At 57.3% G+C, this 12864-nt stretch carries 13 protein-coding genes; 5 read left to right on the top strand and 8 right to left on the bottom strand.

What is annotated here, in order from left to right:
- Nucleotides 1-73: 73 nt before the first annotated feature.
- The 3 genes from LA304_RS01965 to LA304_RS01955 are packed head-to-tail and all read right to left on the bottom strand — an operon-like array spanning nucleotide 74 to nucleotide 2544.
- Nucleotides 74-1810, bottom strand: a complete 1737-nt coding sequence (locus tag LA304_RS01965) for a sensor histidine kinase (protein ID WP_224501446.1) — start codon at nucleotides 1808-1810, stop codon at nucleotides 74-76.
- Nucleotides 1811-1822: 12 nt separating this feature from the next.
- A complete protein-coding gene (locus LA304_RS01960; RefSeq protein WP_224501445.1) occupies nucleotides 1823-2404 on the bottom strand; it encodes an RNA polymerase sigma factor in 582 nt (193 codons plus the stop codon).
- Nucleotides 2401-2544 (bottom strand): NepR family anti-sigma factor, encoded by a 144-nt coding sequence (locus LA304_RS01955; RefSeq protein WP_224501444.1) that lies wholly within the window; start codon nucleotides 2542-2544, stop codon nucleotides 2401-2403. Before LA304_RS01955 ends, LA304_RS01960 begins: the two co-directional genes overlap by 4 nt.
- Nucleotides 2545-2647: 103 nt before the next feature.
- Here LA304_RS01955 and LA304_RS01950 point away from each other — a divergent pair, with 103 nt between their 5' ends.
- Nucleotides 2648-3454, top strand: coding sequence for a response regulator (locus LA304_RS01950; protein ID WP_224501443.1), 807 nt, complete (start codon nucleotides 2648-2650; stop codon nucleotides 3452-3454).
- 70 nt (nucleotides 3455-3524) lie between these two features.
- On the opposite strand, the gene LA304_RS01945 is transcribed toward LA304_RS01950, so the two are convergent.
- Nucleotides 3525-4022, bottom strand: a complete 498-nt coding sequence (locus tag LA304_RS01945) for a Dps family protein (RefSeq protein ID WP_224501442.1) — start codon at nucleotides 4020-4022, stop codon at nucleotides 3525-3527.
- Nucleotides 4023-4074: 52 nt separating this feature from the next.
- Complete coding sequence (locus LA304_RS01940; RefSeq protein ID WP_224501441.1) at nucleotides 4075-4248, bottom strand: DUF1328 domain-containing protein; 174 nt, start codon at nucleotides 4246-4248, stop codon at nucleotides 4075-4077.
- Between the two features lie 155 nt (nucleotides 4249-4403).
- Between LA304_RS01940 and LA304_RS01935 the strand changes: the two genes are divergently transcribed.
- The 4 genes from LA304_RS01935 (at nucleotide 4404) to LA304_RS01920 (ending at nucleotide 9491) form a co-directional block, all read left to right on the top strand.
- Nucleotides 4404-4724 carry a DUF883 family protein gene (locus tag LA304_RS01935; protein ID WP_224501440.1) on the top strand — a complete coding sequence of 107 codons (321 nt, stop codon included), beginning with the start codon at nucleotides 4404-4406 and terminating at the stop codon, nucleotides 4722-4724.
- A 2-nt stretch (nucleotides 4725-4726) separates the two neighbouring features.
- Nucleotides 4727-5053, top strand: coding sequence for a phage holin family protein (locus tag LA304_RS01930; RefSeq protein ID WP_224501439.1), 327 nt, complete (start codon nucleotides 4727-4729; stop codon nucleotides 5051-5053).
- 171 nt (nucleotides 5054-5224) lie between these two features.
- On the top strand, nucleotides 5225-6382 hold the full coding sequence (locus LA304_RS01925) for an efflux RND transporter periplasmic adaptor subunit (protein WP_224501438.1): 1158 nt from the start codon (nucleotides 5225-5227) through the stop codon (nucleotides 6380-6382).
- 4 nt (nucleotides 6383-6386) lie between these two features.
- The gene (locus tag LA304_RS01920; RefSeq protein ID WP_224501437.1) at nucleotides 6387-9491 is read left to right on the top strand and encodes an efflux RND transporter permease subunit; all 3105 of its coding nucleotides are present in this window, start codon (nucleotides 6387-6389) and stop codon (nucleotides 9489-9491) included.
- A gap of 62 nt (nucleotides 9492-9553) precedes the next feature.
- On the opposite strand, the gene cynS is transcribed toward LA304_RS01920, so the two are convergent.
- The 3 genes from cynS to LA304_RS01905 all read right to left on the bottom strand — a co-directional run bounded on the left by cynS (nucleotide 9554) and on the right by LA304_RS01905 (nucleotide 12661).
- Entirely contained in the window at nucleotides 9554-10021 is a 468-nt protein-coding gene (cynS, locus tag LA304_RS01915; protein ID WP_224501436.1) for a cyanase, read from the bottom strand.
- 17 nt (nucleotides 10022-10038) lie between these two features.
- Nucleotides 10039-11760, bottom strand: a complete 1722-nt coding sequence (locus tag LA304_RS01910) for a bifunctional protein-serine/threonine kinase/phosphatase (RefSeq protein ID WP_224501435.1) — start codon at nucleotides 11758-11760, stop codon at nucleotides 10039-10041.
- Between the two features lie 61 nt (nucleotides 11761-11821).
- On the bottom strand, nucleotides 11822-12661 hold the full coding sequence (locus LA304_RS01905; RefSeq protein WP_224501434.1) for a formate/nitrite transporter family protein: 840 nt from the start codon (nucleotides 12659-12661) through the stop codon (nucleotides 11822-11824).
- Nucleotides 12662-12864: the final 203 nt, after the last annotated feature.

Genomic DNA, 12864 nt, shown 5'->3' with positions numbered 1-12864 from the left:
CGCGCTCAGACCAATCTTACGGCTTAAATTCGCATTCGGCACGGTGATTTTTTCAGCACGCGCGCCGAATGAATTAGAGACCGGCGGCTTCGTCGAATTCGGCAATCGGGAAATGCACTCGGAGCTTATACCACCCGTCCGCCTCATCGACTTCGATGCGGCCGCCGAGTTGGGACACAAAGCCGCCAATGAACCGGCTCCCCATCCCCGTGCCCTCACTCACCTCTTCATTCACCAATCGCTCGCCAACGGTATTGGCGATCTCGAGCACAGCCAGACCTTCGTCCTCTTCGCGCAGCGAAATTTTGAGACGCGCGATGCCCTCGGCGGAGTAGCCGATATACTTGATCGCATTGGTCAACCCCTCGGAAACGATCAGGGAGAGCGGCACCGCCTGATCCGGGAACAGGAAGAAAGTTTCATAGTCTTCCTCAACCTGGAAACTCATTTCTTGCGTTCTGCTGGCAGCGATCACGTTCTGCACAATGGCGCGGGTCAGATCGCGGGCGGCGACGCCGCTTTGCTCAGAGGTCTGCGACAGACTCTGGTGCACTGTCGCAAGACTCATCACCCGCCCCTGAATATCCTTCAATGCGGCCTTCGCGTCCTCGGACTTTGCCTTTCTCAAGCGAAGCCCGAGCATGGACGAAATGAGTTGAAGGTTGTTTTTGACTCGGTGGTGCACCTCTTTGAGCAGCACAGCTTTCTCACGCACCATGTCTTCGAGCTCGGCCTCGTCATGAAGCACGCTTTCAGTCAGCCGGTTCCAGGTTTCTTCCATATCCAGTAGCTCTGCTGGCGTATGGCGATCGAGGGAGGATTCTCCGACAGTTCGGGACCGCATGAACACAAGCATCCGCGCGCGCAGATGGCGAATGGGCCGGATCACAAGACGTTCCACGGCAAAGTAGGCCACGAGGAGCGAGCCGCCCCACATGATGACGGGGAAGAGCAAAGGGGCCGCGAATGATTTGAGAATCGCAATCCATTTAGCGGTCGGCGGCGTCCAGATCGCCAGAGCATAAATTGCCCCGGGGATCATACTCACGACGGAGAAGACTTCGTCATCTTTCGCGCGCGAGCGACCACGGAAGACCTGCTCACCGTCAGACGCGAGCATCTCCAGAGGTCGATACAGCGGCAGCCGATCTTCGATCCCATCCATTCCGAGATCCGACGCCAGAATGTCCCCGTCAGCATTGAAGATCACGATTTCGTTCGGATGATCCGACGCCTCGTCTTCCAGAAGGCGAGACAGAAACAGGTCCTGCCGGAAGGTGATCGAAGAATGACCATCGTAATTGCCATTCCGGAGAACGGGAACTGAAAGCAAGATTTCAGGACTGTCAATCGTCGGGGCCGCCGGAGACCTCGTCAAAAGCCGCGCGCGAATGCGCGGCGCGTCACGCATTTGCTGGTAGCTATCGAGTGCGGAAATATCGACATCTGCGCCATTCGATGTGCAATTCAGATGTCCCTCGGCATCCACGAAACCCGCGAACGTGAACACCTGTGCCTCGGCGAGATACCCCTGCAGCGTGCGCTCGCAATAGCTCTGAGAGATGCTCAGAGTGGGCGCCATTGTCCCGATCACCTGCGCAGCGCCGACTGCGCGCTGCAACAGGTCCTCTTGCTCTGCAGCAATGGAGGAGGTCCTCGAAATAAGGTTGGCTTCGTCTCGCCGATTTGCCTCGCGCGCCAATTCGACGTTTTGAAGCATCGCGATCAAACCGATCGGCAACAGGGCGATCGCCAGCATGGAAGCAATCTTTGCCCCGAGGCCGCGCATTTGGTATCTCTGGTTCGGCATTCAGGATGACGTTTAGCTGGAAAAACGTTGAGGCGGTGTCATTTCAAACACAACGGCCATCGTCGCGCGGTCTGTCATTTCCATCGTCTCGTCATCTTTCAGATCCAGCATTTCGCAGAGCGTGTTTCGTCCGCGATTGACGCGGCTTTTGATGGTGCCCACGGCGACGCCACAGGTGATAGCTGCTTCTTCATAGGTAAAGCCGGAAGCCCCGACAAGGATGAGAGCTTCACGCTGCTCATCGGGCAATTGCGCGAATGCTTTCTCAAAATCCTTCATAGCGAGTCGACCGTCATGCGCAGGCTTTTCTGACAGCGTTGCCGCCATCGCACCATCGACATCGGCCACCTCGCGCTTCGCTTTGCGACGATTGGAATAGAAGGTGTTGCGCAGGATCGTGAAGAGCCACGCACGCATGTTGGTGCCAGCTTCGAACTTTTCGATGTTCTGCCATGCTTTCATAATGGCGTCTTGAACGAGATCGTCGGCTGCGGCGGAATTTCGCGTCAAACTCATTGCGAACGCGCGCATCGGGCGCAAGTGTTCGACGATTTCCTCGCGCGGGTCACGCGGTGCTGTTTCCGGTTCACTCATTGGCTGGTCTCCTGGGCACGCAACTGCTCCAGAAGTTCTTTGAACCGGTCGGGCACATCTTCTTCGACGACCTTTTGATAGACACGCCGCAAATTTTCATCAATCTGCTGCTCGCGCTTCGCCTTTTCGTTATCTTTCATTGAGGCACCCTTCGCCCAATCCTGTTAATTTCACTTTTCTTGGAACCAAACGCCAAGATGCTGCGTTTGGTTCCAAGAAAATTCAAAAAAGTGGACACCACATATGTCAGACGATCATTCGACCATGCTTTCCGTCAAGGTTGCTTCGCTTCTCCCCTACCTGCGTCGCTACGCCCGCGCCCTCACAGGGAACCAGCAAAGCGGCGATATGTATGCCGCAGCGACCCTTGAGGCGCTTCTGAGTGACCGTGGCGTTTTTGAAATGGGCCAATCCGAAAAATGCTCTCTTTTCCGTGCCTTCCACGTGATTTGGTCCAGTGCAGGTGCCCCGGTAGGCGAGAGTGAAACCGGATTGGCCGAGCGTGCTCAACAGCATCTGGCACGCCTGACGCCGAATACACGCGAAGTGCTTCTGCTCAACACCATCGAAGAATTCTCTGTTGCTGAAATCGGGTTCATCATCGACGAGACCCCAGAAGAAGTTGAGAAACTTCTCAATATCGCAACGAAAGAGATGGTTGATAGCGTCTCTGGCCGCATCATGATCATTGAGGACGAAACCATCATCGCGCTCGACCTGCAGGACATCGTGGCAGAGATGGGTCATCAGATCACCGGTGTTGCACGCATCGCATCTGATGCTGTCGAACTCGCAAAGAAAGATCAGCCGGACCTCATTCTGTCCGACATTCAGCTCGCAGACGGTTCCTCCGGTATCGATGCTGTGAACGACATCCTGAAAACGACCGGAGACATGCCGGTGATCTTCATCACTGCGTTCCCGGAACGCCTTCTCACCGGTGAGCGTCCGGAACCGGCCTTCGTCATCACGAAGCCCTACACCGAGCAACAGGTGCGCTCTGCTGTGAGCCAGGCCATGTTCTTCGCAAGCTCCGAAGCCGTCGCCTAACCGTTCCACATGAGACAAAAAACGCCCGCCGAGTTTTCGGCGGGCGTTTTTTCTGGGTAGATCAGAAATCTTAGCTCTGGATCATCGAGCGCAACATCCAAGACGCTTTCTGGTGAAAGGCAGCACGTGTGGTTGCAAGGTCTGCCGACACCGGATCATTCGCCTCTTCCGAGATCTTGGTCAGAGCGACGAGCCGACGCGCGATCCGGTCGTGATCTGTCGCGAGCTCTTCAATCATCTCTGCCGCTGACGGTTTGTTCGACGGTTCGCCGATCGCCTTGCTTTCAACAACATCTTTAAACGCATTCGGGGCGAGATGGCCCAGCGCACGGATACGTTCGGCGAGCGTGTCTGTCGCAGCGAACAGGTCCTGATACTGCTCTTCGGTCAACGTATGGAGCGAATGAAACAACGGACCCGTCACGTTCCAGTGGTAGACGTGCGTTTTGATTAAGAGGCTGTAGGTGTCGGACAACACCTTCTCCAGACCGGAGGCTACGTTCTGGACGCTTTCGTCCGCGACAGAATGCGGCTCTGTATCGGACAGCATTTTGAGAGCATGTGCCATGAGATTTCTCCTTCTATTTCATTCCAATATGAGTTGCTCGAGCGCTCGGTGATTAGACCGGCGGCTTGCCACGAACTGCACGAGCGACGACCGCAACAACGAACAAAATCAGGAACAGGAAGAACAGGATTTGAGCGACGCCCGCAGATGCGGAGGCGATCCCGCCAAAGCCGAAAACAGCCGCAATCAAAGCGACAACGAAGAATGTAAGAGCCCAACCAAGCATGGTAATCTCCTTTCAAAATTGGGGTGCGCCATCATCGACGCGTTCACCAAGAAAACGTGCGCGCTCCACGTCTGGTTCCAAAAACAAGTTCGAAATAATTTGGAACAATCCCTCTCTGAGCCCGTTGAATCGGTAACAGACAAAGGAGATTTCTAATGGCACAAGCTGCTAAAAAGACTGAGCCGACCCTCGATGACCTGCGTAAGGAAATGGATGTTTTGAAGGCAGACATCCACGCCCTGACCCAAACGCTCAAAGGCGTTGGCGAGGCCAAGGGAAGCGAGATTTCCGACAACATGCGCAACAAAGTGCACCAACTTCAGGCGCGAGCGACTGAGGGTGCCGAGAAAGCGGCTGAGAAAGCCGAAGACACATATCACAAGACCGAAGACAAAGTCCGCGAGAACCCCGCTGCGGCCATGGGTATCGCTGCGGCTGCAGGTTTTGTTGTTGGGCTTCTCGCGAACCGGAAATAACGATGGGCATTCCTCTTGCAGAGAAAGCGCAAGATCTCGCACGACGGACCACTCTTGGTCTGGCTGGCGGGTTGCTGTTGATCATCGGATTGGGGTTCCTCACCCTCGCGGCGTGGATTTTGCTCGTTGACCTACAGGGCACTGCAAACGCAGCCTTGATCATCGGGTGTGTCTACACAGGTGCGGCATTGCTGACTTTGGCCGCCACGCGCGTGAAACGACAACCGGCCCCGCCGCCGGAGCAACCGAGCCCGATGGGCCTCGTTTCTCAGGCGTTTCTAGAAGGGCTTGGCGCCGGATACTCCGCGCGAGGGCATGTCCGCAAATAAAGTAAATTTGCCCGACTGGGGGTATGATAGCCGTGGTGCCCCCGCATCACGGCTTTTTCTACACAGTCCAGTTGCGAAAATCGCCCAGACTGAAGTGCGGCACATGCGCGTTCAACCTCAAAGGTCTCAACGCACGGCCTCTCTGAAACGCACAGGGACAAAGGACACGACATGCGCAAAATGATTGCACTCGCGGCACTGCTCGCCGCCACCGCAGGACAACCCGTTTTTTCTCAGGGCTTTCCCGGAATGAACTCAGGTCCCACCGAAGTCGGTGTGATGGAGGTCAGTGTCGCCGATGTGCCCTTCACAATTACGCTGCCCGGTCGTGCAGTGGCCTATGAGGAAACGGAAATCCGTCCCCGCGTCGAAGGGTTGATCGAAGAGATCGTTTATACGCCCGGGCGACCGGTTTCGAGTGGTGACGTCCTGTTCCGCCTCGATTCCGAGACTTACGAGGCAGCCCTCGCCTCCGCCGAGGCCGCGCGCGACAGCGCAGAGGCCGGCCTCAGCACCGCGCAGGCGAGCTATGATCGTTACGCCAAACTCGAAGGTGTCGGGGCTTCGACGTCCGAACTCGAAGCCGCCCGCGCCACGCTTGCACAAGCGAAAGCAGAGGTGAAAAGCGCGGAAGCCTCCCTCCAGACCGCTCAACTTAATCTGGCGCGTGTCGACATCACCAGCCCGATCACCGGCATTCCCGACGTTGCGCAATTCTCGGTTGGCTCTCTTGTCACCGCGAACCAGAGCGACACCCTCACCACCGTTACCCGCCTCGACCCAATCTATGTCGATGTTTCCGAAAGTTCTGCGCGCCGTATGCGGATTCGAGAGCTTTTCTCCGACGGCAGCCTGTCACCGGGTGAGGAATTGGATGTCGAACTCACGCTCGAAAATGGCGACGTTTCGGTGGAAAAGGGGACGCTGGTCACGCCAGGTGTGACTGTCTCCACCACCACAGGCACCATTGATCTGCGCTTCGAATTCCCCAATCCCGACCGCATGATCCTGCCCGGCCAATTCCTCCGCGTGGACATCACGCTCGGAACGACCCAAGCCATCCTCGTTCCGCAACGCGCCACGACCCGTCAGTCAGACGGCACGTTGACAGCCTTTGTCGCGCAGGACGGCAAGGCAGAGCAAGTTACGCTGACCTACAGCGGCAGCTACCAGAACGCATGGATCGTAACCGATGGGATTGAGGCAGGTGATCAGGTCATTCTCGAAGGCCTCTCGAACCTCCGAGACGGTGCAGAGATCACGACGGTTCCGGTGATCATCAATGCCGAAGGCGTTGTCGAAGACGCCGAGACCGCGGAAAGCGAATAAGACCATGGTGCGCTTTTTCATCCACCGCCCCGTCTTCGCTTGGGTGCTGGCCATCGTCACGGCACTCGCCGGAGCCTTCGCCTTCACACAACTTCCCGTCTCCCAATATCCGGACATCGCCCCAACGACTGTCCGCATCTCCGCGAGCTATTCGGGCGCGACTGCCGACGCGGTCGAAAACTCTGTGACGTCTGTCATGGAAGACGCCCTTACCGGCCTCGATGGCGTGCTCTACATGCAGAGCACTTCGCGCGAGAGTTCGTCGTCTATCTCGCTCGTGTTTGGCGAAAGCGTCGATCCGGTCGACGCGCAAAACGAGGTCCAATCAAAAATCTCACAGGTCGAAAGCCAGCTGCCGGACACCGTACAATCCTCCGGCGTGCGCGTGTCGCGTTCGACGTCTTCGATCCTGATGATCGGCGCGATTGTGTCTACCGACGGGAGCTATTCGACGGTTGAACTCGGCAACATCATGGAAAATCAGGTGTCCGGTCCGGTACAGCGGACCGAGGGTGTCGGCGGCATCAATAGCTTTGGTTCCGGCTACGCTATGCGAATCTGGCTCGATCCTCTTCGCCTCGCGCAATACAACCTGACGCCCGCCGATGTGACAAGTGCGGTGCAGGCCCAAAACAGCACGGTGTCCGTCGGGACCTTGGGCGCGCAACCCGTTGTGACCGGACAACAGTTCACCGCCACGATCACGGCCCAGAGCCAGCTCACCTCCGTGGCCGAATTCGAGAATATACTCCTCACAACCGAGGAAGACGGCAGCACCGTTCTCTTGGGCGATGTAGCTGATATCGAGATTGGGCAAGAGTCATATGGCTCAGACGCCCGTTTCAACGGCGAGAATGCCTCCGGCTTTGGCGTCAACCTCGCGACGGGCGCAAACGCGGTCGATACGGCCCAAGCGGTGCGTGCAACGCTCTCGGAACTCGAAGCCTCCCTGCCCGAAGGCGTCGAGTTCGCCTACGCCTATGACACCTCCCCGTTCGTCGAACTCTCAATCGAAAAGGTCTATCACACCCTGATCGAAGCGGTTGCGCTCGTGTTCCTCGTGATCCTCGTGTTCCTGCAAAAATGGCGTGCGACGATCATTCCAATCATCGCCGTTCCCGTCGTGCTCGCGGGCACCTTCGCAGTGCTCGCGGTCCTCGGCTATTCGATCAACACCCTGACCATGTTCGCAATGGTGCTCGCCATCGGTCTCTTGGTCGATGATGCAATTGTGGTGGTGGAGAACGTAGAACGCACGATTGAGGACGAGGGCCTCGCACCGCTGCCTGCCACCGAGAAAAGTATGAGCGAGATCACCGGCGCACTGGTCGGGATCGCCCTCGTTCTGTCTGCGGTTTTCCTGCCGATGGCCTTCTTCGGCGGTTCGACCGGCGTGATCTATCGTCAGTTCTCTGTCACGATCATTAGCGCGATGGCCCTCTCGGCATTGGTCGCCCTCATCCTCACGCCTGCCTTGTGCGCAACAATTCTGAAGCCCTCAAAGGAGAACGAAGGGATCGCCCCTGCGCGTTGGTTCAACCGGAATTTCGACCGCGCAAACAATGCCTACACATCAGGCGTGTCGCGGATTTTGAAGAAACCGGTTCTCATGCTCGGCGTCCTACTAGCACTCGTTCTCGGCGCTTGGGGCCTCTACTCAAAGCTGCCGTCGTCCTTCCTGCCGCAAGAGGACCAAGGCGTTCTTATGGTGATGGTGAACCTCTCCGAGGGCTCAACGACACCGCAGACCCAACAAGTCGTTGAGCAGGTCGAAAATTACCTTCTCAACGAGGAAAGCGACGCCGTTGAGACGACCTTCGCAACGCTCGGTTTCGGCTTCGGAGGGTCTGGTCAGAACACCGCGATGATCTTTGTGAAACTCAAAGACTTCGATGAGCGCGAAGATGATAACCTCTCCGCCTCCTCCATCGCAGGTCGCGCCACGGCGAAATTTGCGGGGCTGCGCGCTGGCTCGGTGATGTTCATGCAGCCGCCTGCCATTCAGGGCCTCGGCAATACGTCGGGCTTCTCAATGCAACTCGTGGACTACGCGAGCAATGGCGTTGAGGCCCTGCGCGCGGCGGCGGAAGAACTCGAAACGATTGCGGATGCGGACGGACGGTTCCAGAACATCAATGTGTCCGGCACCGAAAACGAAGCTGTCCTTAAACTTATCATTGACCAACAAAAGGCAGAGAGCTTTGGCGTCTCGGTGAGCGAAGTGAACTCCATCCTGTCGACAATCTTTGCCGGGCGATCCGTGAATGACTTCGACCTGAACGGCTCTTTGCGGCCCGTGATCGTGATGGCCGACGCGGCCTATCGGATGCAGCCCGAGGACATCGAAAGCTGGTATGCGCGCAATACGTCGGGCGAAATGGTTCCCTTCTCATCCTTCGTCACGACGGAATGGGTGTCGAATGCGCCGTCCCTGTCTCGGATGGATGCCATCAGCTCCATCGAGATTTCCGGGTCTCCCGCATCAGGCGTCAGTTCAGGCGAAGCCATGGACGCCATTCAGGAGCTCGCTGAAAGCCTCGACGGCGGCTACGGCGTCGCGTGGACGGGCCTGTCCTATCAGGAACGACAGTCCGGCAATCAGGCGCCGTATCTCTATGCCCTGTCTGTGCTCGTCGTCTTTCTCTGCCTCGCGGCCCTCTACGAAAGCTGGAGCATCCCGTTCTCCGTCATGCTTGCCGTGCCGGTCGGGGTCTTTGGCGCCCTGCTCTTTGCGTGGCTTTTTGATCAGTCGAATGACGTTTACTTCAAAGTCGGCATCCTGACGACCATCGGCCTCGCCGCGAAGAACGCGATCCTGATCGTCGAGTTCGCGAAAGACCTTGAAGAGAAAGGGCGCAAGACCGTCGATGCGGCGATTGAAGCAGCACGCCTTCGTCTTCGCCCGATCCTGATGACCTCGCTCGCATTCATGCTCGGCGTGCTTCCGCTCGCCACGGCAACGGGAGCGGGTGCGAAGGCACAGAACGCCATCGGCTTTGGCGTCTTGGGCGGGATGGCGACAGCGACATTTATCGGCATCTTCCTCGTCCCCGCATTCTATGTGCTCGTGCGCTATGTCGCAGACAAGAACGCGCGCAGAGCTTCTTAATACAAAAAGGCCCGGGGCATCATGCTCCGGGCCAATCCTGATCTAATGTATGCCAAAGGCACTTACCAAGCGTTGTACTGCAGGTATTTGCCGGACATTTTGACTTCGACGCGGTCGCCTTTCGGGTTCTCGATGCGCTCGACGGACATGTCGAAGTCGATTGCGGACATGATGCCGTCGCCGAATTTCTCGTGGATCAGCGCCTTGAGCGTCGGGCCGTAGACGCCGACGATTTCGTAGAAGCGATAGATGCATGGATCGGTCGGAACGGTATAATCAAACGTCTTCGTCGGGCTCTCGACCAGCACATCAACCGCCTCGGCAGGCAGACCGAGCGCAGCAACCAGAGCTTCGGCTTTGTCCTGTGGAAAGGCGTTCATGCTCATGCATGCGGAGTGGGTGAAGACGGGCGACATGCCGATGGTTTCGGCGATGCCTTCCCATGTCAGGCCTTGTTTCTTCTTCGCGATGAGGATGAGAGCAGTGACATCCTCTTTGGTCAGCAGTTCGTCGATCATGATATCTTTCATTGTGTCTCTCCTGTCAGTCAGTTCAGTAATTGAAGGGTCAGAGCGATCGAGAGCACTGCGAGTGCTGCCGAAACCCCCTGCCAAAAGCGCACCGGATTTTTTTCCATCAGTGGCACATGTCGCGCAGCTTGCCAGGTTTGTCCTGGTCGTTTCAGTTCTGCCACGAATTCGGATAGTGCATCGTATCGACGCCCCGCTTCCGGCTGCGTCGCGCGTTTGAGCGCCGCGTCCATCCACGCGGGCACCGGACTCTCGTCGTCCCGCGCTGGTCGGTATTTCAGCCGGAGAAGGTCACGACGGTTCTCAATGCGGGCGACCTCGGCCCCGTAGGGGAGCCGCCCTGTCAAAAGTTCATAGGCGATCACGCCGAGTGAATATTGATCGGAGCGCCATGTCACAAAGTCGCCAGAGAAATACTCCGGAGCCGTATATTGGAACGTGCCAGGCATAAGCCCGAGGACACCTGCAGTTGCCTCCTCGACACCCGCGACGGAGGTCGAGCCGAGGTCGATGATTTTTACTGTCCCGTCGTCGTCGATCATTATGTTCTCGGGGCGCAGATCCTGATGGAGCATTTCCTTGCGATGGAACGCGCGGAGGCCGACGACAATCTGGCTGATGATGTCTCGGACCTTGTCGAGATCCGGCTCCGGATGGTCATCCATCCACTGCCGGAGCGTCCGCCCCTCAACCCATTCGGTAACAACATAAAGCGCCGTGCGCGTCTCCGGCCCCTTTGCGGCGCGCAGCACATGAGAGGACGACAAACGTCGTGCGATCCACTCTTCTAAAACGAAACGATTGAGATAGGCGGCATCATCCGCCATTTCGACCGTCGGAATTTTGAGCGCGACTTTGCCGCCATCCAACCCCTCGGCCAGATAGACGTGCGACCGCGCCGTCGAATTGACGGGCCGCAGGATGCGAAATCCATCAATGACCTCACCCGCCTTTGGCAGCGCGGGAAGCGGGAGCTTCGCAAGGTCTAGTTCGAGGGCATCTTCTCCCTCGGGCAGCGTCTCCACCTGCGCGAGCATGACTGTGAGATTGTCATCCGACCCTTTGTCAAAAGCGATCTGGCCGAGCCGCTTGGCAGCCGCATCGAGATCAGGCTCTTCGAGCGCAGCCTTGACGTCCTCGGCATCAATGACCTCATGGACACCATCGGTCGTCAGAACGAAAACCTCACCTTCCGTGAGCGAAACGCGCCGGTAATCGACCATCACCTGCGCATCGAGGCCCATGCCACGCGCGAGATAGCTCTCCTCGTTCGAGAGAACTGTCCTGTGATCAACAGTCAGTGGTTCGAGAGAGCCATCAATCAAACGGCTGACACGGCTGTCGCCGAGGTGAAATATGTGCCCGTCGCGCCCTTTGAGGATCAAAGCCGAGAGGGTGCAAATCTTTCCGACATTCATGTCGCCGAGCGACACGTTCTGCCCATAGAGCCACGCATTCATCGCAGAGATAACAGTCGTGGCTGCGGTCCGCGCGGTCCAAGCGTCGGACGTTGCGTAGTAATCTGTCAGGAGAGCCTGAACACTCGCTTCCGAGGCTTCTAGGCTAATCTCACTGGAGGAAATTCCGTCTGCGACTGCGAGCGTGATCCCTTTCAGAGAGAGTTCACTCCCCTCCGGAATACGTGCGCCACAGCAATCCTGGTTTTCAGGTTTCCGGCCCGCGTCCGAGTAGCGGCCGATTGAGACTGTCAGTGTCAACGGGGCTACATCCTTCGGCATCGCTTGGCCTCCCTAGAGAAGACAGGCCCCGCAAAAGCGGGGCCTGATCGGGGAAATCCGATTATTCAGCCGGCATCGCGTCAGCTGCGACAGTGGCGTTACGCTTCGGCGACTCTTTGAAGTGCGTTGCGTAGATCATGCCGCCGACGAAGGTCAGACCACCAACGAGGTTACCCAAAACAACAGGGATCTCGTTGTAGATGAAGTAGTCAGCCCAGGTGAACTCACCACCCAGCATGATGCCCGACGGGAAGAGGAACATGTTCACGATGGAGTGCTCGAAGCCGAGATAGAAGAACACAAGGATCGGCATCCACATGGCCATGATTTTCCCGGAGACGGAGTTGGACATCATTGCAGCCACAACACCGGTGGACACCATCCAGTTGCAGAGAACTGCACGGGTGAACACGGTCAGGAGGCCTGCGCCGCCAGCAGCAGCGTAACCGAGCGTACGGGCTTCACCGATGGAACCGATCTTCTGACCAACCGCATTTGGTTCTTGAGAGAAACCAGTGGTGAACACGATCGCCATCAGGATTGCAGTGGTCATTGCACCTGCGAAGTTGCCGCAGAATACGAGACCCCAGTTGCGGAAAACGCCTTTCCAGGTGCAGCCCGGACGTTTCGCGATCACTGCGAGCGGCGCGAGGGTGAAAACACCGGTGAGGAGGTCGAAGCCCAAAAGATAGAGGGTGCAGAACCCGACGGGGAAGAGCAGCGAAGCAACGAGGAAGTTGCCGGTGTTCACTGCGATGGTCACCGCGAAAGCAGCAGCAAGTGCGAGAATTGCACCGGCCATGTAAGCACGGATCAGAGTGTCTTTGGTCGCCATGAAGATTTTGGATTCACCCGCATCGACCATTTTGGCGGCGAATTCCTTTGGTTGTACATAAGCCATTGAACTGTCCCTGTTTTTGACTTTTCCACGATTGATCTCCCCTCTGCCGCCAGACAAAGGAAAGCCGTTTGCGTTACATTTTTCTGCAACGCATTTTTCCCAGTTTTTTTCCGGGTTTTAGGTATTACAGGCCGATCAGCACGGCCTGCCCGTCGATTTTGACGGGGAAAGTTTGGGTTTTTCCTTCGTCGGCGCCTTGAGCG

Origin of the sequence: Celeribacter litoreus, from assembly GCF_020165855.1 — a bacterium.
In the GTDB taxonomy this organism is placed as follows: domain Bacteria; phylum Pseudomonadota; class Alphaproteobacteria; order Rhodobacterales; family Rhodobacteraceae; genus Celeribacter; species Celeribacter litoreus.
Note: the sequence above shows the minus strand (reverse complement) of the source record. Positions and strands in the feature narration are given on the sequence as shown.

Coding starts and splice junctions, on each gene's coding strand:
- LA304_RS01955 (WP_224501444.1), bottom strand. CDS start 2,544: ATGAAAGATAACGAAAAGGCGAAGCGCGAGCAGCAGATTGATGAAAAT.
- LA304_RS01905 (WP_224501434.1), bottom strand. CDS start 12,661: ATGGCTTATGTACAACCAAAGGAATTCGCCGCCAAAATGGTCGATGCG.
- LA304_RS01920 (WP_224501437.1), top strand. CDS start 6,387: ATGGTGCGCTTTTTCATCCACCGCCCCGTCTTCGCTTGGGTGCTGGCC.
- LA304_RS01935 (WP_224501440.1), top strand. CDS start 4,404: ATGGCACAAGCTGCTAAAAAGACTGAGCCGACCCTCGATGACCTGCGT.
- LA304_RS01925 (WP_224501438.1), top strand. CDS start 5,225: ATGCGCAAAATGATTGCACTCGCGGCACTGCTCGCCGCCACCGCAGGA.
- LA304_RS01945 (WP_224501442.1), bottom strand. CDS start 4,022: ATGGCACATGCTCTCAAAATGCTGTCCGATACAGAGCCGCATTCTGTC.
- LA304_RS01930 (WP_224501439.1), top strand. CDS start 4,727: ATGGGCATTCCTCTTGCAGAGAAAGCGCAAGATCTCGCACGACGGACC.
- LA304_RS01950 (WP_224501443.1), top strand. CDS start 2,648: ATGTCAGACGATCATTCGACCATGCTTTCCGTCAAGGTTGCTTCGCTT.
- LA304_RS01960 (WP_224501445.1), bottom strand. CDS start 2,404: ATGAGTGAACCGGAAACAGCACCGCGTGACCCGCGCGAGGAAATCGTC.
- LA304_RS01910 (WP_224501435.1), bottom strand. CDS start 11,760: ATGCCGAAGGATGTAGCCCCGTTGACACTGACAGTCTCAATCGGCCGC.
- cynS (WP_224501436.1), bottom strand. CDS start 10,021: ATGAAAGATATCATGATCGACGAACTGCTGACCAAAGAGGATGTCACT.
- LA304_RS01965 (WP_224501446.1), bottom strand. CDS start 1,810: ATGCCGAACCAGAGATACCAAATGCGCGGCCTCGGGGCAAAGATTGCT.
- LA304_RS01940 (WP_224501441.1), bottom strand. CDS start 4,248: ATGCTTGGTTGGGCTCTTACATTCTTCGTTGTCGCTTTGATTGCGGCT.